General features: G+C 74.0%; 12 protein-coding genes. 3 read left to right on the top strand and 9 right to left on the bottom strand.

Features of this window, described 5'->3' with window-relative positions; genetic code table 11:
* Positions 1-3: 3 nt before the first annotated feature.
* A complete protein-coding gene (locus ACYUD3_RS22045) occupies positions 4-1,317 on the bottom strand; it encodes a UDP-glucose dehydrogenase family protein (protein WP_470972436.1) in 1,314 nt (437 codons plus the stop codon).
* A gap of 219 nt (positions 1,318-1,536) precedes the next feature.
* Between ACYUD3_RS22045 and ACYUD3_RS22040 the strand changes: the two genes are divergently transcribed.
* Positions 1,537-2,160: a TetR/AcrR family transcriptional regulator gene (locus ACYUD3_RS22040; protein WP_470972434.1), complete on the top strand. Its 624-nt coding sequence runs from the start codon at positions 1,537-1,539 to the stop codon at positions 2,158-2,160.
* On the opposite strand, the gene ACYUD3_RS22035 is transcribed toward ACYUD3_RS22040, so the two are convergent.
* The 7 genes from ACYUD3_RS22035 to ACYUD3_RS22005 form a co-directional block, all read right to left on the bottom strand.
* On the bottom strand, positions 2,148-3,149 hold the full coding sequence (locus ACYUD3_RS22035; protein WP_470972432.1) for a bile acid:sodium symporter family protein: 1,002 nt from the start codon (positions 3,147-3,149) through the stop codon (positions 2,148-2,150). The genes ACYUD3_RS22040 and ACYUD3_RS22035 overlap by 13 nt on opposite strands.
* 84 nt (positions 3,150-3,233) lie before the next feature.
* Positions 3,234-4,079: an isocitrate lyase/PEP mutase family protein gene (locus tag ACYUD3_RS22030; protein ID WP_470972430.1), complete on the bottom strand. Its 846-nt coding sequence runs from the start codon at positions 4,077-4,079 to the stop codon at positions 3,234-3,236.
* Positions 4,080-4,455: 376 nt separating this feature from the next.
* Positions 4,456-5,313 (bottom strand): LLM class flavin-dependent oxidoreductase, encoded by an 858-nt coding sequence (locus ACYUD3_RS22025; RefSeq protein WP_470972428.1) that lies wholly within the window; start codon positions 5,311-5,313, stop codon positions 4,456-4,458.
* Between the two features lie 135 nt (positions 5,314-5,448).
* Positions 5,449-5,916: a MarR family winged helix-turn-helix transcriptional regulator gene (locus ACYUD3_RS22020; protein ID WP_470972426.1), complete on the bottom strand. Its 468-nt coding sequence runs from the start codon at positions 5,914-5,916 to the stop codon at positions 5,449-5,451.
* A 27-nt stretch (positions 5,917-5,943) separates the two neighbouring features.
* Positions 5,944-6,441 (bottom strand): TetR/AcrR family transcriptional regulator C-terminal domain-containing protein, encoded by a 498-nt coding sequence (locus ACYUD3_RS22015; protein ID WP_470972424.1) that lies wholly within the window; start codon positions 6,439-6,441, stop codon positions 5,944-5,946.
* A 92-nt stretch (positions 6,442-6,533) separates the two neighbouring features.
* On the bottom strand, positions 6,534-6,926 hold the full coding sequence (locus ACYUD3_RS22010; RefSeq protein ID WP_470972422.1) for a hypothetical protein: 393 nt from the start codon (positions 6,924-6,926) through the stop codon (positions 6,534-6,536).
* Between the two features lie 125 nt (positions 6,927-7,051).
* The gene (locus ACYUD3_RS22005) at positions 7,052-7,990 is read right to left on the bottom strand and encodes a cation diffusion facilitator family transporter (RefSeq protein ID WP_470972420.1); all 939 of its coding nucleotides are present in this window, start codon (positions 7,988-7,990) and stop codon (positions 7,052-7,054) included.
* Between the two features lie 195 nt (positions 7,991-8,185).
* Between ACYUD3_RS22005 and ACYUD3_RS22000 the strand changes: the two genes are divergently transcribed.
* Together ACYUD3_RS22000 and ACYUD3_RS21995 are read left to right on the top strand one after the other, a co-directional pair.
* Positions 8,186-9,829, top strand: a complete 1,644-nt coding sequence (locus ACYUD3_RS22000) for a carboxylesterase/lipase family protein (protein WP_470972418.1) — start codon at positions 8,186-8,188, stop codon at positions 9,827-9,829.
* Positions 9,830-9,838: 9 nt separating this feature from the next.
* Positions 9,839-10,189, top strand: coding sequence for a GatB/YqeY domain-containing protein (locus ACYUD3_RS21995; protein WP_470972416.1), 351 nt, complete (start codon positions 9,839-9,841; stop codon positions 10,187-10,189).
* Positions 10,190-10,243: 54 nt separating this feature from the next.
* On the opposite strand, the gene ACYUD3_RS21990 is transcribed toward ACYUD3_RS21995, so the two are convergent.
* Positions 10,244-24,376: an SDR family NAD(P)-dependent oxidoreductase gene (locus ACYUD3_RS21990; protein ID WP_470972414.1), complete on the bottom strand. Its 14,133-nt coding sequence runs from the start codon at positions 24,374-24,376 to the stop codon at positions 10,244-10,246.
* Positions 24,377-24,481 lie beyond the last annotated feature (105 nt).

The following is a 24,481-nucleotide window of genomic DNA, read 5'->3' as shown; positions in this document are numbered from 1 at the left end:
GGTTCAGCGGGTGAGGGCGGGCGTGCGGCCGACGCCCTCCCAGGACAGTCCGGCGCCGGCGAGCCGTCCGGGGTCGAGGAGGTTGCGGAAGTCGTAGACCAGGGGGGCGTCGAGGCGGGCGGCGAGGTCGCTCCAGTCGAGGTCGCGGAACTCGGGCCACTCGGTGAGGACGACGCAGGCGCGGGCCCCGTCGGCGGCCTCGGCGGGGCTGCCGACCAGGGTCACCAGGTCGCTGAGGTCGGGGCGGCGCTCGCTGAACGCCGGGTCGTAGGCGTACAGTTCGGCGCCCAGTTCGCGCAGTTGGCGGGCCACGGCGAGGGCGGGCGAGTCGCGCAGATCGGCGGTGCCGGCCTTGAAGGCGAGCCCGAGCAGGGCGATGCGGACGCCGTCCAGGCGGCCGTCGGCTCCTGCGCAGCCGGCGGCTATGCGGGCCACGAGGCGGCGCTGGTGGGCGACGTTGGTCTCGATGGTGGCCCGCAGCAGGGGGAACTCGACGCCGGACTCCTCGCAGACGCGCAGCAGGGCGTGGGTGTCCTTGGGCAGGCAGGAGCCGCCCCAGCCGGGTCCGGGGCGCAGGAAGGCGGCGCCGATGCGGGGGTCGTGGCCGATGCCGTCGACGACGTCGTCGATGTCGGCGCCGAGGCGTTCGCAGAGGGTGGCGAGGTTGTTGGCGAAGGACAGCTTCATCGCGAGGAAGAAGTTGGCGGCGTACTTGGCGAGTTCGGCGCCGGCCGTGTCGGTGAGGACGCGCGGGGCGTCGATGCCGGTGTACAGGTCGGCGACGAGCCGGGCGGCCCCGGGTTCGGCGGCGCCGACGACGAGCCGGTCGGGGTGCAGGAAGTCGTGGACGGCACGGCCCTCGCGCAGGAACTCGGGGTTGCTGACGACGGTGACGTCCGGGCGGCGCAGGAGGGCGGCGACGCGTTCGGCGGTGCCGACGGGGACGGTGGACTTGTTGACGACGACGCAGCCGCGCGGGAGGCGGTCGCGGATCTCGTCGGCGACGGCCTCGACGGCGGCGAGGTCGGCGGCGCCGCCGACGCCCATCGGGGTGGGCAGGCAGAGGAAGACGACCTCGGCGGCCTCGACGGCGGCGCGGGTGTCCTGGACGAACTCCAGCCGCCCGGCGTCGAGTCCGGCGCGGACGGTGTCGGTGAGGCCGGGTTCGAGGATGTCGACCTCGGCGCGGCGCAGCCGGTCGACCTTGGCGGCGTCGTTGTCGGCGCAGACGACTCGGTGGCCGAGGGAGGCGAGGCAGGCGCCGGTGGTCAGGCCGACGTATCCGGTGCCGATGACGGTCACATGTCGCGGATCCAAGAGATCACCACATTCGGTTCGTTCGGGGCTCGCCGGGTGCGGGCACGGCGGTGGGCCCGGGCACGAGGGGGAGCGGCCGGTCCAGGTCGACCGGCCGCCGGCACAAGCTACTTCGCGGCCGGAACCCGTTGTCAACGATCGATGACATTGGGCGACAGATTTTGGACAGGCGGGTGGGGACCAGGGAGCATGGGCCGGACGGGCCACGCGGAGGGAAGCATGATGGACAGGCCGGACGCGGCGAAACGGAGCGGCGCCGAGCGCCCCGCTCCCCGTAAATACGACTCGGCGGGCACCCGCGCGGCGCTGCGCAGCGCCGCCGCGCACCGCTTCGGCAGATACGGCTACGACGGTACGAGCATCCGGGACATAGCCCGGGACGCGGAGGTCGACCCGGCTCTCGTCTACCGTTATTTCGGCTCGAAACAGGGGCTCTTCGAGGCGATCGCGGACGGCAGCGGCGTGCTGTTCGAACCGCTGCGGCACATGCCGTTGGAGCAGGTCGCGGAGTGGATCCTGGCGATGTCGTTCAACGGGCCCGGGGAGGACAAGATGCCGCATCCGGTGCTGACGATGCTGCGCTCACCGAGCCGGGAGGAGGCGGTGGGCAAGCTGCGCACGGAGACGGCCGAGGTGTTCTCGGAGAATTTCGCCCGGCGCCTCGAAGGCCCGGACGCGGAGGTCCGGGCGGAGCTGCTGGCGGCGTGGATGCTGGGAATCACCCTGATGCGGATGGCGATCCAGACGCCGGCGCTGAGCGAGGTGCCGCAGAGCGTCGTGCAGCCGTACATCCGCACGGTCACCGACGCTCTGCTGGGGCTCTCCGGGGATCAGGCGGGCTGAGGCACCGGCTCTTCGACGGGGGCGTGCCAGCGGCGGGCGAGCCAGGCGCAGACGACGAGCTGGAGCGTGTGGTAGAGCATCAGCGGCAGCACGAACAGGGCGACCTTGTCGGCCGGGAACAGCACGGACGCCATGGGCAGTCCGCTGGCCAGGCTCTTGGTGGAGCCGCAGAACACGGCGGTGACCCGGTCCTCGCGGGGCAGCTTCAGGGCGCGCGCGGAGCGGTCGGCGGCCAGCAGCGCGAAACACAGCAGTAACACGCAGACGACGCCGACGAGCGCGAGCCGCGCGGGTGAGACGCGCTGCCAGATGCCGGTCGTCATGCCCTTGCTGAACGCCGAGTAGACGACGAGCAGGATCGAACCGCGGTCGGCGAGGCTGATGACGAACCGGTGCCGCCCGAGCCGGCCGGAGATCCAGGGCCGCGCCAACTGGCCGAGCAGGAAGGGCAGCAGGAGCTGGAGGGCGATGTCGCCGAGCGCGCCGAGGCCGACGGGGGCGCCGCCCTCGGCGGTGCCGATGAGCCAGACGGCGAGGAAGGGCGTGAGCACGACGCCGATGACGGTCGAGAACGACGCCTGGCACAGGGCGGCGGCCACGTTGCCGCGGGCGATCGAGGTGAAGGCGATGGAGGACTGCACGGTCGACGGCAGCACGGCCAGGAAGAGGACGCCGGAGGCGAGTTCGACGCCGAGGACGCGGTCGGGGACGAGGGTGACGGCGAGCGCGGCCAGTGGGAAGGCGACGAAGGTGAGGGCGAGGACGGGCAGGTGCAGCCGCCAGTGCCGGACGCCGTCGAGCGCGGCCCGCGGGGAGAGCCGGGCGCCGTAGAGGAAGAACAGCAGGCCGATGGCGGCCTGGGTGAGCCGGGAGACGGCGGCCGCGGCCTGGCCCTCGGCGGGGAGGAGGGCGGCGACGCCGATGGTGGTGAACAGCGCGACGATGTACCAGTCGACGCGGCGGATCGCTGAACTGAGGGTCCGGGACATGCGCTCCTGCCAGGGGTCACGAAGACGGGCGAGCCCGGGTGCGGCGGGGTGCCGGACCCGGGCTCGCCTGAGCGGGTGCGGGGGTCAGACCGCCGCGTGGTTGCGGCTGATGTTCTTCTCCAGCAGCTCCAGGCACTCGGCGACGCCCACGCTGTCGGGGCCGTGCTGCGGGAGCCTACCGTCGGCCTTCTTCAGCTCATCGAGCGCCCGGTCGATCGCGGTCTGCGCGGCGAACAGGCAGGGGGTGCTGTAGATCGCGACGTCGACGCCGAGCTCGGTCAGCTCGCCGAGGCTGAGCCGGGGCGACTTGCCGCCGGCGATCTGGTTGAACAGCAGCGGCTTGTCGCCGATGACGCGGCGCACCTTGTGGATCCAGTCGACGCTGCGCACCCCGTCGACGAGGATGACGTCGGCGTCGGTCGCGGCGAGCGCCTTGGCCCGGCGCAGGATCTCGTCCTCCTCCGTGGCGTCGGTGCGGGCGACGACCACGAGGTCCTTGCGGGCCCGCAGCACGAGGTCGAGCTTCTCCAGGTACTCCTCCAGCGGCAGCACCTGCTTGCCGTCGACGTGCCCGCACCGCCGGGGCCGCTTCTGGTCCTCCAGGATGACCCCGGAGGCCCCGATGGCTTCGAGCTGCTGGACGACGTGACAGGCGGTCTCGGGGTCGACGTAGCCGTCGTCGATGTCGACCAGGAGATGCTGCTGGGGGAAGGCGAGGCGCAGCCGCTGGACGAAGCCGACGATGTCGGGCCAGGCGATGAAGCCGATGTCGGGCAGCCCGTAGTGGGAGGCGGCGAAGCCGAAGCCCGATATGAACATGCCGTCGTAGTGCTGGGCGGAGACCGACGCGGAGAACATGTCGAAGACGCCGATCAGTGGCGTGGTGCCGTCGGTGTTGATGGCGTCACGTAGCCGATTGGGGTGGCTCACGGTAACCTCCGTGTGAACTGGTCGCGTTGACTGTGCACCGTCGCGGCCGTGTGCCCGCCAGAGCTTCGGGCCGCGCGGTGTGTACGCGCCGGATCAGCCGGGGGTCCCTCCGAGGAGGGGCCCCCGGCTCTGTGCTGTCCGGGGCGTTAGATGCACAGTAAAAAGATTTTTTGCCTCACCACAACCATGTCTTGGTGTTGCTGGTGAGGATATGGCCACTCAGCGACCCCCGCACTTCACAGGATTGCCTGCGCAAGCGCGCAACCGGGCCTCATGTCTGACGTGACGTCAGACATGAGGATGACTTGAATGATCTGGTGACAAGGTGGGGGCGACCGGTTTGCCGCTGTGCTCTTCGGCCGGCGGACGTGCCGTTTCAGCCTGCCAGCGCCTCCGCGTACCGGTCGATCTGGTCGGGGTCGGCGGCCCAGCAGTACAGGATCAGCTCGTCCGCGCCGACCTTGGCGTACGCGGCGGCTGCCGCGCGGACCTCCTGCGGGGTGGTGAGCATGCTCGCGACCAGCTCTTCGGTGCCGTCGTAGAAGGAGCCGTAGTAGCGCCGCAGGTTGGCGTGCGCCTCGGCGACGGTCGCGGTGTCCCCGAGCACGGCGTTGACCTGGGCGACCAGCCACGGCCTGCCCTCGCGGCCCTGGCGGTCCCACGTCATCCTGACCTGGCTGAAGAGCCTGCCCATGCCGGCCGGGTCGGCGCCGGCGCCGAGGAATCCCCCGCCCCAGCGCGCCACGCGATTGAATACGGCCGGGGCGAAGCCGCCGAAGAGCAGCTGGGGTCCGAGGTCGGTGAGCGGCGGGGGTCCCAGCGGGCCGACGCCCTCCCCGAACGGGACCCCGATCCAGGCCCGGCGCAGTTGCAGCAGCTGTTCGTCGAGCCGCTTGCCGCGGCGGCGCATGTCGATGCCGGCGGCGAGCGCGTCGTCCTCGCGGATGCCGACGCCGATGCCGAGGGTGAAGCGTCCCTCGGAGAGCCGGTCCAAGGTGGCCGCCTGTTTGGCGAGGACCGCGGTGTTGTGGTTCGGGACGACCAGCACCTCGCTCTGGAGGCGGACGCGGGACGTGACCGTGGCGAGGCCGGCCAGGGTGATCAGGGTGTCGGGGTTGTCGTATACAAGGCGGTCGGCGAGGCCGAGGGTGGAGAAGGGGCCGACGTCGGCGCGGCGGGCCCAGGTGATGAGGTCGGCTTCGGGGGCCAGGGGGAGGCCCAGTCCAATGTCCACGGGTGTCGCTCCTGCCGGTGGAGGGAGGGTGATCCATCAACTAGTCCCCCAGTGTCGGGGGCGGCGGGGGCGGTGGCTCAAGCCGGATCCGGACAACTTCCTTCAAAAGAGTGAGGGTCGCCGCGTTCTGCTCCCTCAGCGGCGCTCTTCGTCGATCATCCCCACGATCCGCGCGGAGACCTCCGCCAGCGTCCGCAGCTCGGCGGGCGTGACGTGGTCGAGGAACAGCGCGCGGACGGCCTCCACATGGCGGGGCGCCGCCTCCTCGAGCAGGGCGCGGCCCGCGTCGGTGACGGCGACGACCGAGCCGCGCCCGTCCTCCGCGCACGCGTCCCGCGCGACCAGACCGCGCCGCTCCATACGGGCGACGTGGTGGGACATCCGGCTCTTCTCCCACTCCAGGGCGCACGCGAGGTCCAGGATGCGGCGGCGCCCGTCGGGTACGTCGGTCAGTTCGACGAGGACGGCGAAGTCCGCCGTCGAGACGCCGGAGTCCGCCTGCATCCGGCGCGCCAGCTGCCCCCGGAGCCGGTCCTGGAGCCGGAGGAAGCCGCGCCACGCCTGCTGCTCCTGCGGCGTCAGCCACCGCGCCGGTTCGGTCATGGGAGCAGTGTAGATGTGGTTGACACATCACTGACCTGGGGCGTTGAGCGGTGCGGTGGCGCTCCCTGTGCGCCGGGCCCGGTAGGCGCGCTGGCGGCAGGCGTTGGAGCAGTAGGTGCGGGGGCGGCCGGTGGGCGCGGGGGGCGGGACGGGGGTTGCGCACTGGGGGCAGGGGGCTGCGGCGCCGGTCTCTGCCGGACGGGCGCGGACGAAGGTCTCGATGCCGTCGAGGACCCGCTTCAGCCCGAACTCGAAGCTCCGGTCGTCCTCCGGCCGCTCCGGGTCCGCGGCCTCCCGGGCGGCGGCGCCCCGGACGTAGGCGTCGAGCAGGTCCAGGACGTGGGCGAGGTCCGCCGGGGGCAGTCCGGTCGCGGTCAGGACGCTCAGGGCGGGCTCGCGGCGGGCGGGGTCGCGCGGCGGTGTGCGCAGGAGCCATGGGTGGCGGTGGTACAGGGCCCGCTCGGCGCGGGCGGTGCGCTCCAGCCGGGTCCGCCAGCCGCCGGGGTCCGCGTTGCCTGAGTCCATCCGCTCTCTCCCGGGAGCCGGTCCGCGTCGCCCTATCTTGGCGCGAACACGTCGTGGGCGTCCCGGGAACGGCCGACCTGCGCGGCGGCGGGTCAGGAGGTGACCGGGCGCTCGCGGTACTTGCCGACCAGGCCGCCGGCCGCGCCCAGGGAGACCAGGGCCATCGCGGCGGCCGTGGCGATGCCCTTGGCGCCGTCCATCGTGAAGTAGGAGACGGCGGCGACGGCGCCGTTGAAGAGGAACAGGAACCACAGGACCGGCCGGGTCGACAGGAACGCCTTGATCTTCGGCTTCTTCGCGATCCGGGAGCCGGCCACCAGGGACACCGCGACGCCGGCGAGGGTGGCCGCCGTCTTGGCCGTGCCGTCGAGCACCGCTCCGGCGGCCATCGAGGCGGCGAGGCCGGCCACGAACGACGTCCACAGGACGAGGTTCGCGAAGAACGACTTCAGGACGGCGAAGGGGGACTTGCGGTGGCGGGTCATGGGGACTCCTGGGGGGCGGGGAGCGGGGGCTCTGTCGTGCTCTGTGTTCCACGATCCCGTGTCCGGGCGGGCCGGACGAGAGAGCGTTCACCCGAGTCGGGGGTGGAGCTGGCTACACCCCCTCCTCAGTGCTCGTGCGGCTCGTCCCGGTGCACCGGCCCGTGCGCGTCCTCGCAGTGCTCGTCCTCTTCCTGGTCCTGGACGTGGTCGACCTGGAGCGTCGTATGGCTGATGCCATGCCCGGCGCGCAGGAGCCGTTCCAGGTCGCGGCGGACGGCGTGGCAGTCGGCGGCGGGGTCGGCGAGGACGTGCGCGGAGAGCGCGGGCCGGCCGGAGGTGATCTGCCAGATGTGCAGGTCGTGCACCTCGACGACGCCGGGGCGGGCCGCGAGCGCGTCGCCGACCGCGTCCGGGTCGAGACCGGCGGGCGCGGCCTCCAGGAAGATCCGCCCGGACTCGCGCAGCAGCCCGTACCCGGCCCTGGCCATGAGCGCGACGACCACGAGGGTGGCGAGGGGGTCGGCGCGGTCGTAGCCGGTGAGGACGACGACCAGGGCGGCGACGGCGGTGCCGATGAACGCGAACAGGTCGTTCAGGATGTGCTGGTAGGCGCCCTCGACGTTGAGGGAGGTGCGGTTGGCCCGGGCGATCAGCCAGGTGGCGGCGAGGTTCACGGCGATCCCGGCCAGCGCGGTCGCGAGCATCAGTCCGCCCTCGACGTCCGGGGGCGCGAGCAGCCGGCGCACCGCCTCGTAGCCGAGCCAGGCGCCCAGCAGGAGGAGGGTGAGGCCGTTGGCCTGGGCGGAGAGGATCTCGGCGCGTTTGAGGCCGTAGGTGTAGCCGCCGCGCGCCGGGCGGGCCGCGAGGCGCGCGGCGAGGAGGGCGAGGACGATCGAGGCGGCGTCGGTGAGCATGTGGGCCGCGTCGGAGAGCAGGGCGAGGGAGCGGGCGGCGACGCCGACGACGACCTCGGCGGCCATGAAGGCGAGGATCAGCGCGAGCGCGAGGCCGAGCCGGCGGCGGTCGGCGTCGCCGGTGACACCGTGCGCGTGCTCACCGCCCATACCGGGTCCTTTCGCCGTCGCCCCTGTCCGCAGTCAAACCCATGCGGGGGGCGTCCGCCAGCGATCGGGGGGGCCTCAAGGGGCCCAGGAGGCTGCGGAGACAGGAAGTCCTGTTCTCGATATTGCTGGCCCCCCGCCAGGGCGTTACGTTCGGCCACTCGTCATCACACCGGCTACCGCAGGAAGCAGGGCGAGATGAGCCGCACGAGACCGATCGGTATCGCACTGAGCGCCGTGGGCCTGCTGGCCGCGGGTCTGCTCGTCCCCCAGGCGTTACCCGGGGCGCTGCCCGGCGCCTCGGCGCAGGAGCCCGGCCGCCCGGCGTCCACCGTGGTGGAGACCACCGCCGGGAAGCTCAGAGGCATCGACCGGGCCGGGTACGACGCCTGGCTCGGCATCCCGTACGCGAGCGCCGCCCGCTGGAAACCCCCGGGCCCGGCGGCGAGCTGGACCGGCGTACGCGACGCGACGTCCTTCGGGGAGCGGTGCGCGCAGAACACCGGCTGGGACCCGGGCTACGAGAAGACGGTCACCACCGAGGACTGCCTGGACCTCAACGTGTACGTCCCGGACGGCGCCCGGCCGAAGGCGCCGGTGCTGGTGTGGGTGCACGGCGGCGCCTTCACCGGCGGGGCCGGTCAGGACACGAACCCGGTGAGGTTCGTCCGGCAGACCGGGACGGTCGTCGTCACCGTCAACTACCGCCTGGGCGCGCTCAGTTGGCTGAACCTGCCGCAGCTGCGGGCGGAGAGCGCGGCCGGGCCCGGGCACTACGGGCTGCTCGACCAGCAGGCGGCGCTGCGCTGGGTGCGGTCCAACATCGGCCGGTTCGGGGGCGATCCGGGGAACGTGACCCTCGCGGGCCAGTCCGCGGGCGCCTACTCGATCTGCGCGCAGCTCTCCTCCCCCGCCGCCCGGGGCCTGTTCGCGCGCGCCGCGATGATGAGCGGCAGCTGCACCCTCCAGCCGGCGGCGGCCGGCGAGGCCCAGAGCACGGCGTTCGTCCGCGAGGCGGGCTGCGCCGCCGGCCCTGACGTCCTCGCCTGTCTGCGCGCCCGCCCCGCCGCGGCCCTGCTCGCCGCCCAGCTGAAGGCGAACGTCCTGCCGTCCTTCGGCGGCCCCGCCTTCCCGGCCGACCCCCAAACCGCCGTCCAGGCAGGCGACTTCGCCCGCATGCCGGTGCTGATCGGCCAGACGAACAGCGAACGCGGCCTGAACACCTTCGCGGGCTACGACTACAACGGCGCCCCCATGACGGCCGCCCAGTACGGCGAGCAGATCCGCGCGGCGTACGGCACGGACGCCGGCCGGGTGCTCACCGCGTACCCGCTGAGCGCGTACGGCTCCCCCGGCGAGGCGTGGACGGCCGCCCAGAACGACTCCACCTCGTACGCCCGCGAGCGGATGATGGCGGCGTTCGCGCGCTGGACGCCCACCTACGCCTACGAGTTCGCCGAGCGCGCCACCCCGCACTTCACGTCCGTCTACCTGATCCAGCAACGCCGGCCGCAACTGCGGGAGTTCCCGTTCGGCGGGGCGATCCATGTCGACGACCTCGGGTATCTGTGGGACTACCTGGGGCAGACGCTGCCGTACAGCGACGACCAGTTGGAGCTGTCGCGGCAGATGATCACGTTCTGGGGGCGGTTCGCGGCGGTCGGCGATCCGAACGGGGCGGCGACTCCTCAGTGGCCCCGGTACGGGGGCGGGGCGCTGATGTCGCTGAGCGCGTGCGACACCTCGCCCGCGTCGGGGGCGCCGCCGGCGGCCTGTTCGAAGGCGAGCCGGAGTTTCGGGGCCGAACATAATCTGGTGTTCTGGCGGAGTCTCGCGTCCTAAGATCACCGCATGTCTCTTCGTCTCCGTATGCGTGCAGCCCTGCCCGATGCCCTGCGGGCCCGTGACAAGGACGCGGTGAGCGCGCTGCGGGCCACGCTCGGGGTGCTCGACAACGCGGAGGCGGTGCCGGTCGACGCGCAGGCGCTGCGCGGGGTGGCGCTGGAGGCGTCGCCGGTGGGGGCGGGCGCCACCGAGGCGCGGCGGCGGGAGCTGGGCGAGGACGAGGTCGTGGCGATCGTACGGGCGGAGGTCGCCGAACGGCTCGACGCCGCCGCCCAGTTGACGTCGCCCGCGCACGCCGGGCGGGCCGAGCGGCTGCGGGCGGAGGCGGATGTGCTGTCGAGATTCCTCGACGCGTAGCAGCAGGACAGGGCCGGATCTGCCTCTCCAGGCGGATCCGGCCCCGTCGTCAGGTCAGGACTGCCAGGAGCGAAACTCCCTCAGCCGTTCGGGAGTGGTGACGGTCTCCAGGTGGTCCGTCTCCGGGTCGGTGCCGCCGAGGGCGGCGATCAGGCGGCGGGCCGGGACGTTGCGCGGGGTGCGCTCGGCGGTGAAGCGGACTTCCGTGCAGCCCAGTTGCTCGGCGCGGTCGGCGAGCCAGGCGAGGAGGCGTTCCTCGACGCCCCGGCCGAGGGCGCGGCAGCTCATCGCCCAGGCCAGGACGTCGAGTTGGCCTGCCTCGGCACGGACCGCGAGGAGTCCGATCTGGCCGTAGTCGCCGAACCGGTCGCGCGCGGCGGCCGTCCACACCTCGCCGCGCTCCCGCCAGCGCTCCAGGTCCCGCCCGTCGGCCGAGCGGGCGCGCAGCGTGAACTGGTTGGTGCGGCGCACGAGTTGGGCGGCGCGCGCCGCGTCCTCGTCGCCGACGGGACGGATCTCCACCTCCAGGCCCAGGCTCGCCAGGAACTCCTCGAACCCGGCCTGGGCACGGACGGCGTCCCGCTCGCGCTCCTGCTCGTAGAAACGGGCCCGCAACCGGTCCTCGGCGGTCGCCGCCACCGGCACGAGGGGCCACAACCGGCCCAGGAACGCGGCGAGTTCACCGGCGGGCGGGCACTGCACGGAGTCGACCTGCGGCAGCGCGGCGCGCATCTTGGCGATCTCGGCCGGGTTGTCGTCGAGGAAGACGAAGCTGTCCACGCCGAGGTTCAACTGCGAGGCCGCCGCCGCGATCCGCTGGTGCTTCGGCCCCCACTCGGCCGAGAGCACACTGAAGTGCTCGGCCTTCAGCAGGCTGTCGGGCCGGTCGAGGACGGCGCGTACGGTCGCCTCGTCGTTGTTGCTGACGAGCGCGAGCAGCGCGCCCGCCTCCCGCCACTGGAGCAGCCGCCGGGCCAACTGCGCCCGCACTCCGGTGAGTTCGACGGCCTCCGGGCCCGCCTCGCCGGCGACTCCGCCCCACAGGGTCTCGTCGCCGTCGACGGCGATCACCTTCGGCGCGGGGCGTCGTACGGCGGTCACGGTGGCGGCCAGGGTGAGGGCGACGGCCGCCTGGAACTCGGGGGTGAAGGGCAGGTGGGCCAGCTCTTCGGTGCCGGCGTCGAAGACGTCCTCGACCTGGTGGTCCCGGGTCCAGTCCGCCGGGCGCAGGACCGCGACGCCGGGGGTGCCGTCGAGTTCGGCGGCGACCTCCGTCTCCCAGCTCAGCAGCCGCTCGTCCGCGGTTGCGGTGGGGGCGATGCCGACGAGCAGCGGCTTGCCGGTGCGCTGCGCCAACTCCCTTACCGCTGCCGGGTATTCGGCGCGCAGTTCGGCCAGCAGCTTGTCGTCGACCGGGCCGAACCGCTCCAGGTCGGCGGCGCGCAGCAGGATGACGCCGAGGGCGGTGTCCGGGGCGTGCAGGGGGCCCGAGGGGTCCTTGAGGGCGGCCATGACCTGGTGGTAGGGGGCCTCGGCGATCGTCATGGTGTCGTCGAGGGCGGCTTCGCAGAGGAGGGGGAGGTCGCCGAGGGCGAAGGTGGCGGCGAGGGCGAGGGTGGGGCGCACCGGCGTCAACGGCTGTGCAGCGGGCGCCGATTCGCCCTGAGCCATAGCTGGTTCGCCCTGATCCGCAGCCAGTTCACTCTCGGCTCGCACCGACTCCCCAGGCCGCGCGGCGTTCTCCTCCAGCAGTGCCAGGAACTCCTCGCCCAGCTCGGCGGTGTTGGCCGCGTCGAGGATGTCCGAGTTGTAGTCCAGCCGGATCCGTCCCGCGTCCGGGGTGAAGGTGATCATCAGGTCGAGGTCGGAGTAGCCGGTCCCGGCGGGCAGGACGTCCACGCCGCCGGCCGGGGGCGCGCTGCGGACGTAGTTGAAGTAGACCTCCACCATGGGGGCGTTGGTCCGGTACAGGCCCTGCGCGGCGAGTTCGGCGAGGGTGTCGGAGAACATGGCGCCCTTCTCCAGGACCTTCTCCAGCCGGCCGTCGGTGCGGCGCAGCACGTCCTCGACGCGTTCGGCGGGGCGTGCCTCGACGGGGAAGGGCACGGGGACGCCGAAGAATCCGAGGGCGCCGGGCGCGTCGACGTGGATGCGGGTGTCGACGGGCACCGCGAGCACGAACCGCTCGCGCTCGCGCCTGCGGGCCAGCAGGACGGTGAGCGTGCCCAGGCAGAACGCGGCCGGGGTGATCGCGAGGCTGCTCGCCCGCGCGGTGACCCGGTCCATGAGGTCGCCGGGCACGGGGAGGGTGACGCTGCCCGCGCGGTACGTCCGCCGCTCGGGGCGCGGGGCGGCGAGGGTGAGGTCGAGGCGCTGGACCCCGTCGAAGGCGGCGCTCCAGTCGGCGTCGGCGTCGGCCTTGGCGGGCCCGGTGTCCTGGGAGCGCAGCAGCTGGGCGACGTCCCGGTTGGTGACCTCGGCGGACAGCCGGGTGCCGGAGAGTTCCGCGTCGAGTTCGCCGGTCACCAGCAGCAGCGACTGGAGGTCGCTGACCGCGTGGTGGGCGCCGAAGACCAGGATCTGGCCGCCGGTGCCGTAGTCGAGCAGCTCGAAGCGCCACAGCGAGGGCGCGGCGAGGTCGAACTCGGGTTCCAGCAGTTCGCGCAGCCGGTCGGCGGCGTCGGTGCCGGGGTCGTCGGCCTGGGCCGTGGTCCAGCGCAGCAGCGGCGCGGGCAGGGCGCGGTCGACGCGCAGGGCGCGGTCCTCGGTGACGACGGCCGTGCGCAGCGCCGCGTGCCGGGCGGCGATCCGGTCGACGATCCCGGTCAGCGTCTCGCGCGTGGCGGGCGCGGGCAGCCGCAGCGCGAGCCCGATGGCGTGCGCGGCGCCGGGTACCCCCTGCTGGGCGGTGCGCAGCAGGCGTACGACGTCCCGGGTCGCGGGGAAGACCTCGGTGTCCGGGACCTCCCCTTCGGGTTCCTCGGCCGGCCGGGCCGAGGTCGCCGTGCCGTCCGCGAGGGCCGTCCCCAAGTCCGCTGCCAGGCCCCGGACATCGGCCGCCGCGAAGACCGCCGAGGCGGTGAGGTCGACGGAGAGGTCGCGGCTGAAGGCGTTGCGCAGCTGGACGATCATCAGGGAGTCCAGGCCGAGTTCCTTGAGGGAGGTGGTCGGCGCGAGGTCAGTGACCCGGCCGCCGGTGACCTCGGCGACCTTGGTGCGGACGTAGGACTCCAGCAGTTCCCCGGTCGGCGCGGCCAGGATGCGGTCGACCAGGTCGGTGGGGGCGCTGTCCGGGGTGGTGACCAGGTCGCCGAGGAGGGGCAGGGCGCGGGCGGTCTCCGGGTGCAGGGCGAGCGCCGGCCAGTCGAGGGCGGCCGGGACCAGTTGGCGTGCGCCGCTGGTCAGGGCGCGGTCGAAGAGGGCGCCGCCGTCCTGCGGGCTGAGTCCGACGAGCGCGCGCCGGCCCGCCGAAGCGGTGCGTCCGCCGGTCGCGGCGGCCATGCCGGCCTCGTCCCAGGCTCCCCAGTCCAGGCTGAGCGCGGGCCGCTCCACGTGGTGGGCCCAGGCGTCGAGGAAGGCGTTGGCGGCCGTGTAGGGCGCCTGCCCGGCGGACCCGAAGAGCCCGGCCACGGAGGAGAACAGTACGAAACTCCGTGCCTGGGGGGTGAGTTCGGCGAGCAGCACGGTCCCGAGCACCTTGGGCGCCAGCACCCGCCGCACCCGCTCCTCGCTCAGATTCCCGAGCGTGGCATCGTCGAGCACCCCGGCGGCGTGTACAACTCCGGTGATCTCACCGCCCAGTTGGGTGTGTACGACGGCCAGGGCGGCGGTGAGGCTCGCGCGGTCGGTGACGTCGGCGCGGGCCAGGGTGATCTCGACGCCCTGTTCGCGCAGCGCGTCGGCCCAGCGGACGGCGTCCGGGGCGGGGGCGCCGCGGCCGAGCAGGGCGAGCTTGCGGACGCCCCGGGCGGCGAGCCGTTCGGCGACGACGCGGCCGAGTCCGCCGAGCCCGCCGGTGATCAAGTGGACGCCGTCGGTGGTGAGTTCGGCGTTCTCGGTGACCTGGGCGCGGGCGAGCCTCGGTACCAGGCGGCCCGATTCGCGCAGGGCGACGAGGGGTTCGGCGTCGGCGTGGCGGAGCTGGATCCACAGGGCGTCGGTGCCGCCGTCGGCGGGGAGGTCGACGAGGGTGGCCGTCAGCTCGGGGTGCTCCTGGGCGACGGTGAGGCCGAAGCCCCAGGCGAGGGCCTGTGCGGGGTGGGCCACGCCGGTCTCGTCGGCGGGCTGGGAGGCACGGGTGACGAGGAAGAGCCGGGGGGCCTTGCCTCCGCGCCCCGGCTTGCCCCCGCGCCCCGGCTTACCCCGGTGCTCGGTCAGCGTCCTTACCAGGTGCAGGGTGCTGAGGCAGCCCAGGCGCGCGGCCTCGTCCGCCGTGCCGGCGGAGTCGATCGCGGGGGCGTCCAGGGCCGTCAACTGCACGACGGTCGCCGGGAGTTCACCGGGGAAGGCTTCGTCGAGGAGGCGGGAGAGGTGGGCGGGGTCGGCCGGGTCGAGGGTGTAGCGGCCGGGGGCGTCCGCCGTGAACTCGCCGCCGCTGCGGGCGAGTACGTAGGGCGTGTCGCCGAGCCGTTCGGCCAGCTGGGCGCCGACTCCCTTGCTGTCCGCGAGGATCAGCCAGCTTCCCTTGCGCGGGGGTTCCTGCGGTGCGGGGCGCGGCTGCCAGCGGACCTCCATGAGGGAGCGGTCCTGGGCGGAGAGGGCGGCGAGTTCGAAGCCCTCGATCTCCAGGACGGGCCGGCCGTCCTCGTCGAGCAGCCGGATGTCCAGCGTCAGCCGGTCGGCGGAGGCGGAGCGCAGCCGGCAGGCCGTCCAACTCGGCGCGGTGCGGCGGCCGGTGAAGCGCAGGGCGCCGACTGCGGCCGGGACGAACGGGCGCCCCGAGGGGACCTCGTCCGGGAGGGCCGCCGCGTGGAAGGCGGCGTCGAGGACGGCCGGGTGGATCAGGTGCCCGGCGTGCGGGCGTCCGGTCAGCCGGCCCAGGGAGGCGCCGGGGCCCGACCAGCCTTCGGCCAGGCCCCGGAAGGCGGGCCCGTAGTCGATGCCGGCGGCGGTGAAGTCGGCGTACACGGACGGGACTTCGGTGGTGCAGCGGGCGCGGAGTTCGCCGAGCGGGGTGTCGTCTGCGGTGAACGGGGTGTCCTGGCCGGCGATGCGGCCGGTGGCGTGGATCTCCCACGGGGCGCCCTGGGTGCGGGAGGCGATGGTGAAGCCGTCCGCGCGCAGGACCAGCTGCACGTCCACGGGGGTCTGTTCGGTCAGCCGCAGGGGTTGCAGGAACTGGACGTCCGCGAGCCGGAGTTCGCCGTCGCGCAGGCGGGAGGCCGCTTCGAAGGCCATTTCCAGGAAGGCGGCGCCGGGCAGCCAGACCTCGCCGGAGACGCGGTGGTCGGCGAGGTAGGCGAAGCGGGGGTCGCGCAGGTCGACCCGGGTCTCGAAGACGTGCCGGCCGGGCTCGTCGCTCGGCTCGACATGCGTCTCCACCAAGGGAGTTGCGCCCGCGCGGGTCGCCGGGGCCGCCGTCACCCAGTGGCGTTCGCGGGCGAAGGGGTAGGTGGGCAGCGCGGTGCGCCGGCCGGCCGGGAACGGGTCCCGCCAGTCGGGGTCGTATCCGGCGGTGTACAACTTGGCGGCGCTGGGCAGCAGTTCGGGCTGGTCGCGGCGGAGGGAGCCGACGGTCGCGACGCGGACGCCGGCCTCGGCGGCGACGGCCTCGACCGACGCGGCCAGCGAGGGGTGCGGGCTGAGTTCGACGAACCAGCGGTAGCCGTCGTCGAGCATGCGCCGTACGGCGTCCGCGAACCGGACCGGCTCGGCCAGGTTGGCGAACCAGTAGGCGGGGTCGAGGAGTTCGCCGGGTTCCTGGGCGCCGGTGACGGCCGAGTAGAACGGGACCTTCTCCCCCGTCGGCGTGAGTCCGTCGAGGCCGTTCAGGAACGGCTCGCGGACGGCTTCCATGAGCGGGGTGTGCGAGGCGAACGGCGTCGACAGCTCGCGGGTGCGGATGTCGCGGCCGTCCAACTCGCGCCGGAGCGCGGCCAGTTCGTCCGAGGTTCCGGAGACCGCCGTGGAGTTCGCGCTGTTGACGGCCCCGATGAAGAGACCGGGCGTGAGCAGTGCGCGCACCTCGGCCTCGGGCAGCTCGACGGCGAGCATGCCGCCCTGGTGCTCGACGGGGACGACGGCGCTGGCGCGGCGGGTGACGACGGTGACGGCCGCGTCGAGCGGCAGGGCGCCGGACACGTAGGCCGCCGCGATCTCGCCGAGGCTGTGGCCCAGCACCGCGTCGGGGTGGACGCCGAGGGCGCGCCAGGCCGCCGCGAGGGCCGCGTTGAGGGCGAACAGGACCGGCTGGAGGATCTCGGTGCGCCCGAACTCCTCGCCCCTGAGGGCGTCGGTGACCGACCAGCCCGCGATCCGCCGGACGGCTTCGTCGATGCGGTCCAGCTCCGCGCCGAACGCGGCGGACCTCGATGCCAACTCAAGCCCCGTGCCGGGCCATTGGCCGCCGTGGCCGGGGAACACGAAGGCCACCTTGCCCGCCGGGGCGTCGGCCGAGGGCAGCGGGGTGTCGCCGGACGCCAACGCCTCAAGGGCGCCCAGGAGTTGGTCCCGGCCGTCCGCCACCACGGCCGTGCGCCGGTCGAAGTGGGTGCGGTGGCGGGCCAGGTTGTGGGCGAGCGCGGGGAGTTCTGCGCCTCCGGTGACGGTTTCGGCGAGCCGTCCGGCCAGGGTGCGGACGGCGTCCGGGGTGCGGCCCGAGAGGGTGAACAGGCCGGGCCCTGAAGGGACTTCGGCGGCCGGTTCGACGGCCGGCGCCTCTTCGATGACGGCGTGGACGTTCGTCCCGCTGATCCCGAAGGAGCTGATGCCGGCCCGGCGCACCCGCTCCGGGGTGGCGGGCCACGGCTGGTGGTCCTGGAGGAGGGCGAGTCCGCTGCCGTCCCACTCGACGTGGCGGCTCGGCTCGGCGGCGTGCAGGGTGCGCGGCAGGGTCTCGTGCCGCAGCGACTGGACGACCTTGATGAGGCCCGCGACGCCCGAAGCGGCTTGCGCGTGGCCGATGTTGGACTTCAGCGAGCCGAGCCGCAGGGGCCGCCCGTCGGGGCGGCTGGCGCCGAAGACGGCCGCGAGCGCGTTCGCCTCGATGGGGTCGCCGAGCTTCGTGCCGGTGCCGTGCGCCTCCAGGGCGTCGATGTCGGCGGGCCCGAGCCCGGACCTGGCGAGCGCCCGCCGGATGACCTCCTCCTGCGCGGGCCCGTTGGGGGCGCTGAGCCCCTGGCTGCGCCCGTCCTGGTTGACGGCGGTGCCGCGCACGACGGCCAGCACCTCGTCCCCGTCCCGCCGCGCGTCGCTGAGCCGCTTGAGGACGACCATCCCGACGCCCTCGGCCCAGATCGCGCCGTCGGCGCCGTCGGAGAAGGAGCGGCAGCGGCCGGTCTCGGAGACCCCGCGCAACCTGCTGAACTCGACGAACATGCGGGGCGTGACCATGAGGGTGACGCCGCCGGTCAGCGCGAGGTCGCACTCGCCCGCGCGCAGCGCCTGCACCGCGAGGTGCAGCGCGACCAGCGACGACGAGCAGGCCGTGTCGACGGACATCGCGGGCCCGTTGAGGCCGAGCGCGTAGGCGAGCCGCCCGGAGGCGACGCTGACCGCCGAGCCGGTGGTGACGTACCCGTCCATCCGGTCGAGACCGGAGTCGTTGTGGTAGCCGCTGTCGAAGAGGCCCACGTAGACGCCCGTCGTGCTGCCCGCGAGGTCGGCCGGGACGATGCCCGCCCGCTCCAGCGCCTCCCAGGTGGTCTCCAGCAGCAGCCGCTGCTGCGGGTCCATCGCCGCCGCCTCCTTCGGGGCGATCCCGAAGAACCCGGCGTCGAAGGAGCCGATGTCGCCGAGGAAGCCGCCTTCGCGGGCGTACGACTTGCCCAGGGCCTCCGGGTCGGGGTCGTAGAGGTCCGCCACGTCCCAGCGGTCGGCCGGGAAGGGGCCCACCGCGTCGCGGCCGTCCATGACCAGCTGCCACAGGTCCTCGGGCGAGGCGACCCCGCCGGGGAGCCGGCAGGCCATGGAGACGATCGCTATCGGCTCGTCAGTTGCCTTGCTCTGTACGGAAGTTGGCTTGGCGGTCGTGGGCGCGCCCAGGACGGTCGTCAGCAGGTGGGCCGCCAGGCGCTGCGGGGTGGGGTGGTCGAAGAGGAGGGTCGCCGGGAGCTTGGCGCCGACGCGGGTGCTGATGCGGTTGCGCAGCTCGACGGCCAGGAGGGAGTCGAGGCCGTGTTCACGCAGGGGGCGGTCGGGCTCGACGGCGTCCGGGGCGGCGAGGCCGAGGACGCGGGCGGTCTCCTCCCGTACCAGGGCGAGGACTTCGGCGTCCCGGTCGGCCTCGGGCAGCGCGGCGAGCCGGTCGGCGAGTCCGGTGCCCGCCTCGGCGGCGCGCGCGGCGGTGCGGCGGGCCGGGGTGCGCACCAGGGAGCGCAGCAGGGCCGGGACCGGGGCGGCGAGGCGCGCGGTGTCGAGCTTGGCCGGGACGAGCGCCGCGCCGCCGGACGCCAGTGCCGCGTCGAGCAGCGCGAGCCCCTCGGTGTCGGACATCGGCAGCGCGCCGCCGCCGGCGAGGCGGGCCTTCTCGGCGGCGCCGAGGTGCCCGGTCATCCCGCTGACCTGCTCCCACAGGCCCCACGCCAGCGACACCGCCGGCAGTCCGGCGCGGGTGCGCTGTTCGGCGAGGGCGTCCAACGCGGCGTTCGCGGCGGCGTAGTTGGCCTGTCCCGCGTTGCCGACGACACCGGCGAGGGAGGAGAAGAGCACGAAGTGGGTGAGGTCGTGCCCCGCCGTCAGCTCGTGAAGTACCTGCGCGGCCTGCGACTTGGGGCGCAGGACCTTCTCCAGCCGTTCGGGCGTGAGCTGTTGGACGACGCCGTCGTCGAGGACGCCCGCCGCGTGGAAGACGGCGGAGAGGCGGTGCTCTTCGAGGAGGGCGGCGACGGCGTCCCGGTCGGCCACGTCGCAGGCGGCGACGGTGACCTCCGAGGCCCCCAACTCCTCGAGCTGCGCCCGGAGTTCGGGCATGCCCTCGGCGGCGGCACCCCTGCGGCCGACGAGCAGCAGGCGGCGTACGCCGTGCCCGGTCACGAGGTGGCGGGCGAGGAGGCCGCCCAGGGTGCCGGTGGCGCCGGTGATCAGGACCGTGCCTTCGGGGTCCAGGGGGCGGGGGACGGTCAGGACGACCTTGCCGGTGTGGCGGGCCTGGCTGACGTACCGCAGGGCTTCGGGGGCGTGGCGGACGTCCCAGGTGGTGATCGGGAGGAGGGTGTAGGCGCCGGTCTCGAAGAGGTCCAGGACCTCGGTCAGCATCTGCCGGGTCCGCTCGGGGCCCGCCTCGCGCAGGTCGAAGGCGCGGTAGGAGGTGCCGGGGTGCCGGGCCACGACCTCGTCGGCGTCACGGATGTCGGTCTTGCCCATCTCGACGAACCGCCCGCCGTCGGCGAGCAGTCGGAGCGAGGCGTCCACGAACTCCCCTGCCAGGGAGTCGAGTACGACGTCCATACGCGGGAACTTCGACTCGAAGTCCAGGTCACGCGAGTTCGCGATATGGGCCTCGTCCAGGCCCAGTTCACGCAGCGTGTCCCACTTCCCGGGGCTCGCCGTGCCGAACACCTCGGCGCCGAGATGCCGCGCGATCTGCACCGCCGCCATGCCCACACCGCCCGCTGCGGCGTGGATGAGCACCTTCTCCCCCGCCTTCAGCGCGGCGAGGTCGATGAGGCCGTAGGAGGCGGTGAGCCAGGCGACCGGGATCGACGCGCCGTCGGCGTAGGTCCAACTGCCGGGGATGCGGGCCACGTTGTGCTGGTCGGTGATGGACACCGGGCCGTAGCCGTCGCCCTCGACCATGGCCGTGACCCGGTCGCCGACGGTGAGTCCGGTGACGCCGGGGCCGGTCTCCAGGATCTCGCCGGCGGCCTCGTAGCCGAGTCCGGCGCCCTTCTCGACCATGTCGAGGGTGATGAGGACGTCACGGAAGTTGACGCCGGTCGCGCGGATGCCGATGCGGACCTCGCCGGGGGCGAGGGGGCGCAGGGCTTCCTCGTAGGGGGTGAGCGCGAGGCTGTCGAGGGTGCCGGTAGTGGTGGCGGTGAGCTTCCAGGCGGGGGACGGCGGCAGTTGCAGGGCCGGGGTCGCGGGGACCAGCCGGGGTGCGTACAACGTGCCTGCGCGGTAGGCGAGTTGCGGTTCACCCGAGGCCAGTGCGGCGATCACCGCCGCGTCGTGGGTGTCGGTGTCGGCGTCCACGAGGACGAAGCGGTCCGGCTGTTCGGACTGGGCCGAGCGGATCAGGCCCCAGACGGCGGCCAGTTCGGGAGCCGGGGGTCGGTCGGCGGGGGCGGTGGTGACCGCTCCCCGGGTGACGATCGCGATCTGCGGGTCGTCCGACTGGACTGCGGCGAGGGCTTCTTGGACGGTGGCGCAGGGCACGACGGTCACGTCCTGCGCCGGCTGCCCGGCGGCTGCCTCGACGGGCGTCCACCTCACCTCGTAGAGGTGCTCGACGTGGGCCGCCTGTGCCGTCGCGGTCGCCTCGCGGAGGGTGAGGGCGTCGACGGTGACGACGGGGGCGCCGGCCGGGTCGGCGGCGAGGAGTTCCACCTCGCCGCTCCCGGCGCGGCGCAGCCGGACCCGCAGCCGGGTCGCGCCGCTCGCGTGGAGGCGGACGCCGGACCAGTGGAAGGGCAGCAGGGGGGCGCCGGAGGGGAACCAGTCGGCGGCGCGCAGGGTGTGCAGGGCCGCGTCCAGGAGGGCCGGGTGGAGGCCGAACTCCCCTGTGCTGTCGGCGTGTTCGTCGGGGAGGGCGACCTCCGCGTACAGGTCGTCCCCGGCGTGCCAGACGGCGTGCAGGCCCTGGAAGGCAGGGCCGTAGCCGTAGCCCGCGGCGGCGAGGGTGGCGTACAGGCCGTCGACGGGGATCGGGTCGGCCTTCGGGGGCCAGAGGGTGAGGGGGTCCGGGGTGGGGGCCTGGGCCGGGGTCAGGGTGCCGGAGGCGTGGCGGGTCCAGGTCGAGCCGGTGTCGGGGGACGAGGAGACGGTCAGGGCGCGGCGGCCGTCCTCGCCCGGTGTCTCGACCCACACCTGGAGGCGGACCGCCTCGCCCTCGGTGAGGGTGAGCGGGGTGTGCAGGGTGAGGTCGTCGACGGTCGGGCAGCCCGCCAAGTCGCCTGCGGTGACGGCGAGTTCGGTGAAGGCGGTGCCGGGCAGCAGGACGCGGCCCTCGACGGCGTGGTCGGCGAGCCAGGGGTGGGTGCGCAGGGAGAGGCGGCCGGTGAGGAGCCACTGCCCGGTGTCCGCGATCGGCGCGGCGGCGCTGAGCAGCGCGTGCCCGGTGCCTTCGAGGCCCGCACTGGTCAACTGGGCGGGGGCGCCCGAGGGTTCGCGGGTCAGCCAGTAGCGGGTGTGCTGGAAGGCGTACGTCGGGAGCGGGACACGGCGGCCCGTGGGGTGCAGGGCGGCCCAGTCGACGGGGACGCCCTGGACCCACGCCTCGGCGAAGGCGGTGAGCATCCGGGCCCAACTGCCCTGCTCGCGGCGGAGGGTGGTGGCGACGGCGGCGCCGGAGTCCTCGACGGTCTGGGTGACGCCGACGGTGACCACGGGGTGCGGGCTGATCTCGATGAACGCGTCGTGCCCGGCGGTGAGCGCGGCGCGCAGCGCGGACTCGAAGCGGACGGTGCCGCGCAGGTTGCGGTACCAGTAGGCGCCGTCGGTCGCGGTGACGGTCGTGTCCTCGCCGGTGACGGACGAGTACAGCGGGACGCGGCCCTTCTGTGGCGTCAACTCGGCCAGCAGTACGGCGAGTTCGCCTTCGATGCGCTCGACGTGGTGGGAGTGCGAGGCGTAGTCGACGGGGATGCGGCGGGCGTCGGGGCTGGCGGCGAGGAGTTCTTCGACGGCCTCCGCGTCGCCGCTGACGACGGTCAGGGCGGGCCCGTTGACGGCGGCGATCTCGATCCGGCCCGCCCAGGGGGCGATGAGTCCGGTGACGCGGTCCACGGGCAGCGGCACTGAGACCATGCCGCCCTGCCCGGCGAGCGCGGTGATGGCCCGCGAGCGTAAGGCGACCACGCGCGCGGCCTGCTCCAGCGGCAGGATCCCGGCGACGCACGCGGCGGCGATCTCCCCCTGCGAGTGCCCGACCACCCCGGCCGGCGCCACCCCGGCCGCCTCCCACACCCGGGCCAGCGCGACCATCACGGCGAAGGACACGGGCTGTACGACGTCCACCCGCTCCAGCCACCCGGCGTCGGCGCCGGCCCGCAGCACCTCGGTCAGCGACCAGTCGACGTACGGCGCCAGCGCGGCCTCGCACTCGGCGACCGTCGCCGCGAACACCGGTGACTCGTCGAGGAGTTGAACTCCCATGCCGGCCCACTGGGCGCCCTGCCCGGGGAACACGAACACGGGCCGGCGCCGTACCGCGGGCGCGTTGCCGCGGACGATCCCGTCGGCGTCGTCCTCCGCCGCGACGGCCTCGGTCAGCGCCCGCGCGGCGGCCGCGTCGGCGGCGACGACCACGGCCCGCTGCTCGAAGGCGGCGCGGCCGGCGAGGGAGACGGCGATGTCGGCGCCGTCCGCGTCGACGGCGGCCCCGGCCAGCCGGGCGGCCTGGCCGGCGAGCGCGGGTTCGCCCTTGCCGGAGAGCGGCCAGGCGAGGGCGGGAGCGGGCTCGAAGGAGCCCTCGGGCGCCGGCTCCTCCTCCTCGACCCCTTCCAGGATCACGTGCGCGTTGGTCCCGCTGATCCCGAACGAGGACACGCCGGAGCGCCGGGCGCGCCCGCTGTCCGGCCAGGGCACGGCCGTCGCCTGCGGGACCACTCCCCCGCCGCTCCAGTCGACGTGCGGTGTCGCCTCGTCGAGGTGCAGGCTCGCGGGGAAGAGGCCGTTGCGCATCGCCATGACCATCTTGATGACCCCGCCGACACCCGCGGCGGCCTGCGTGTGCCCGATGTTCGACTTGAGCGAGCCGAGCAGCAACGGCCGTTCCTGCGGCCGCTCTTGGCCGTAGGTCGCGATGAGCGCGGCGGCCTCCAGCGGGTCGCCGAGGACGGTCCCGGTGCCGTGCGCCTCGACCGCGTCGACGCCGTCGGCGGAGAGCCCGGCGGCGGCCAGCGCCTGCCGGATCACCTTCTCCTGCGCGGGCCCGTTGGGCGCGGTGAGCCCGTTGCTGGTGCCGTCCTGGTTGACGGCGGTGCCCCGGACGACGGCCAGGACCCGGTGGCCGAGGCGGCGGGCGTCGGAGAGGCGTTCGACGACGAGCATGCCGGCGCCCTCGCCCCAGCCGGTGCCGTCGGCGGAGGCCGCGAACGACTTGCAGCGGCCGTCGTGGGAGAGCCCGCCCTGGAGGCTGAACTGGACGAACGTGCCGGGCCCCGACATGAAGGTGACGCCGCCGACGAGGGCGAGCGAGCACTCCCCGCGCCGCAGCGCCTCCACGCCGAGGTGCAGCGCGACCAGGGAGGAGGAGCAGGCGGTGTCGACGGAGAGGGCGGGGCCGTGGAAGCCGAAGGTGTAGGAGATGCGGCCGGACGTCACGCTGGCCTGGTTGCCGGTGGCGACATGGCCGCCCGCCTCGCCGGGCTCGTCCATGCGGGGGCCGTACTCGTCGTCCATGACGCCCAGGTAGACGCCGGTGTCGGAGCCGCGCAGCGCCGCCGGGTCGAGTCCGGCCCGCTCCAGCGCCTCCCACGCGGTCTCCAGCGCGAGCCGCTGCGCCGGGTTCATGCCGAGGGCCTCGCGGGGGCTGATACCGAAGAAGGGGCCGTCGAACCGGTCGGCGTCGTAGACGAATCCGCCGCGCCGGACGTAGCTGGTGGCCGGGCCCTCGGGGGCGAACAGGGCGTCCAGGTCCCAGCCCCGGTCGGTGGGGAAGTCCCCGGTGGCGTCCACGCCGTCGGCGACGAGCCGCCACAGGTCGTCCGGGGAGGCGACGCCGCCGGGGTAGCGGCAGGCCATGCCGACGATCGCGATGGGTTCGTCGGCGCGTTCCTGGATCTGGGCGAGCTTGCGGCGGGTGCGCGCGAGGTCGGTCGTCGCGCGCTTGAGGTAGTCGCGCAGCGTGTCTTCGGTGGCGGCCATGGGGGTTCTCGGGCTCTTCTCGTCTTGTCGTCTTGGGGGCACCCGGGCCGGCGGGGCGGCGCCGGCCCGGGTGGTGGCTGCCGGCCTGACCGGCCGGAGGATGAA

This window comes from Streptomyces sp. AMJ-169 (assembly GCF_055597585.1).
Note: the sequence above shows the minus strand (reverse complement) of the source record. Positions and strands in the feature narration are given on the sequence as shown.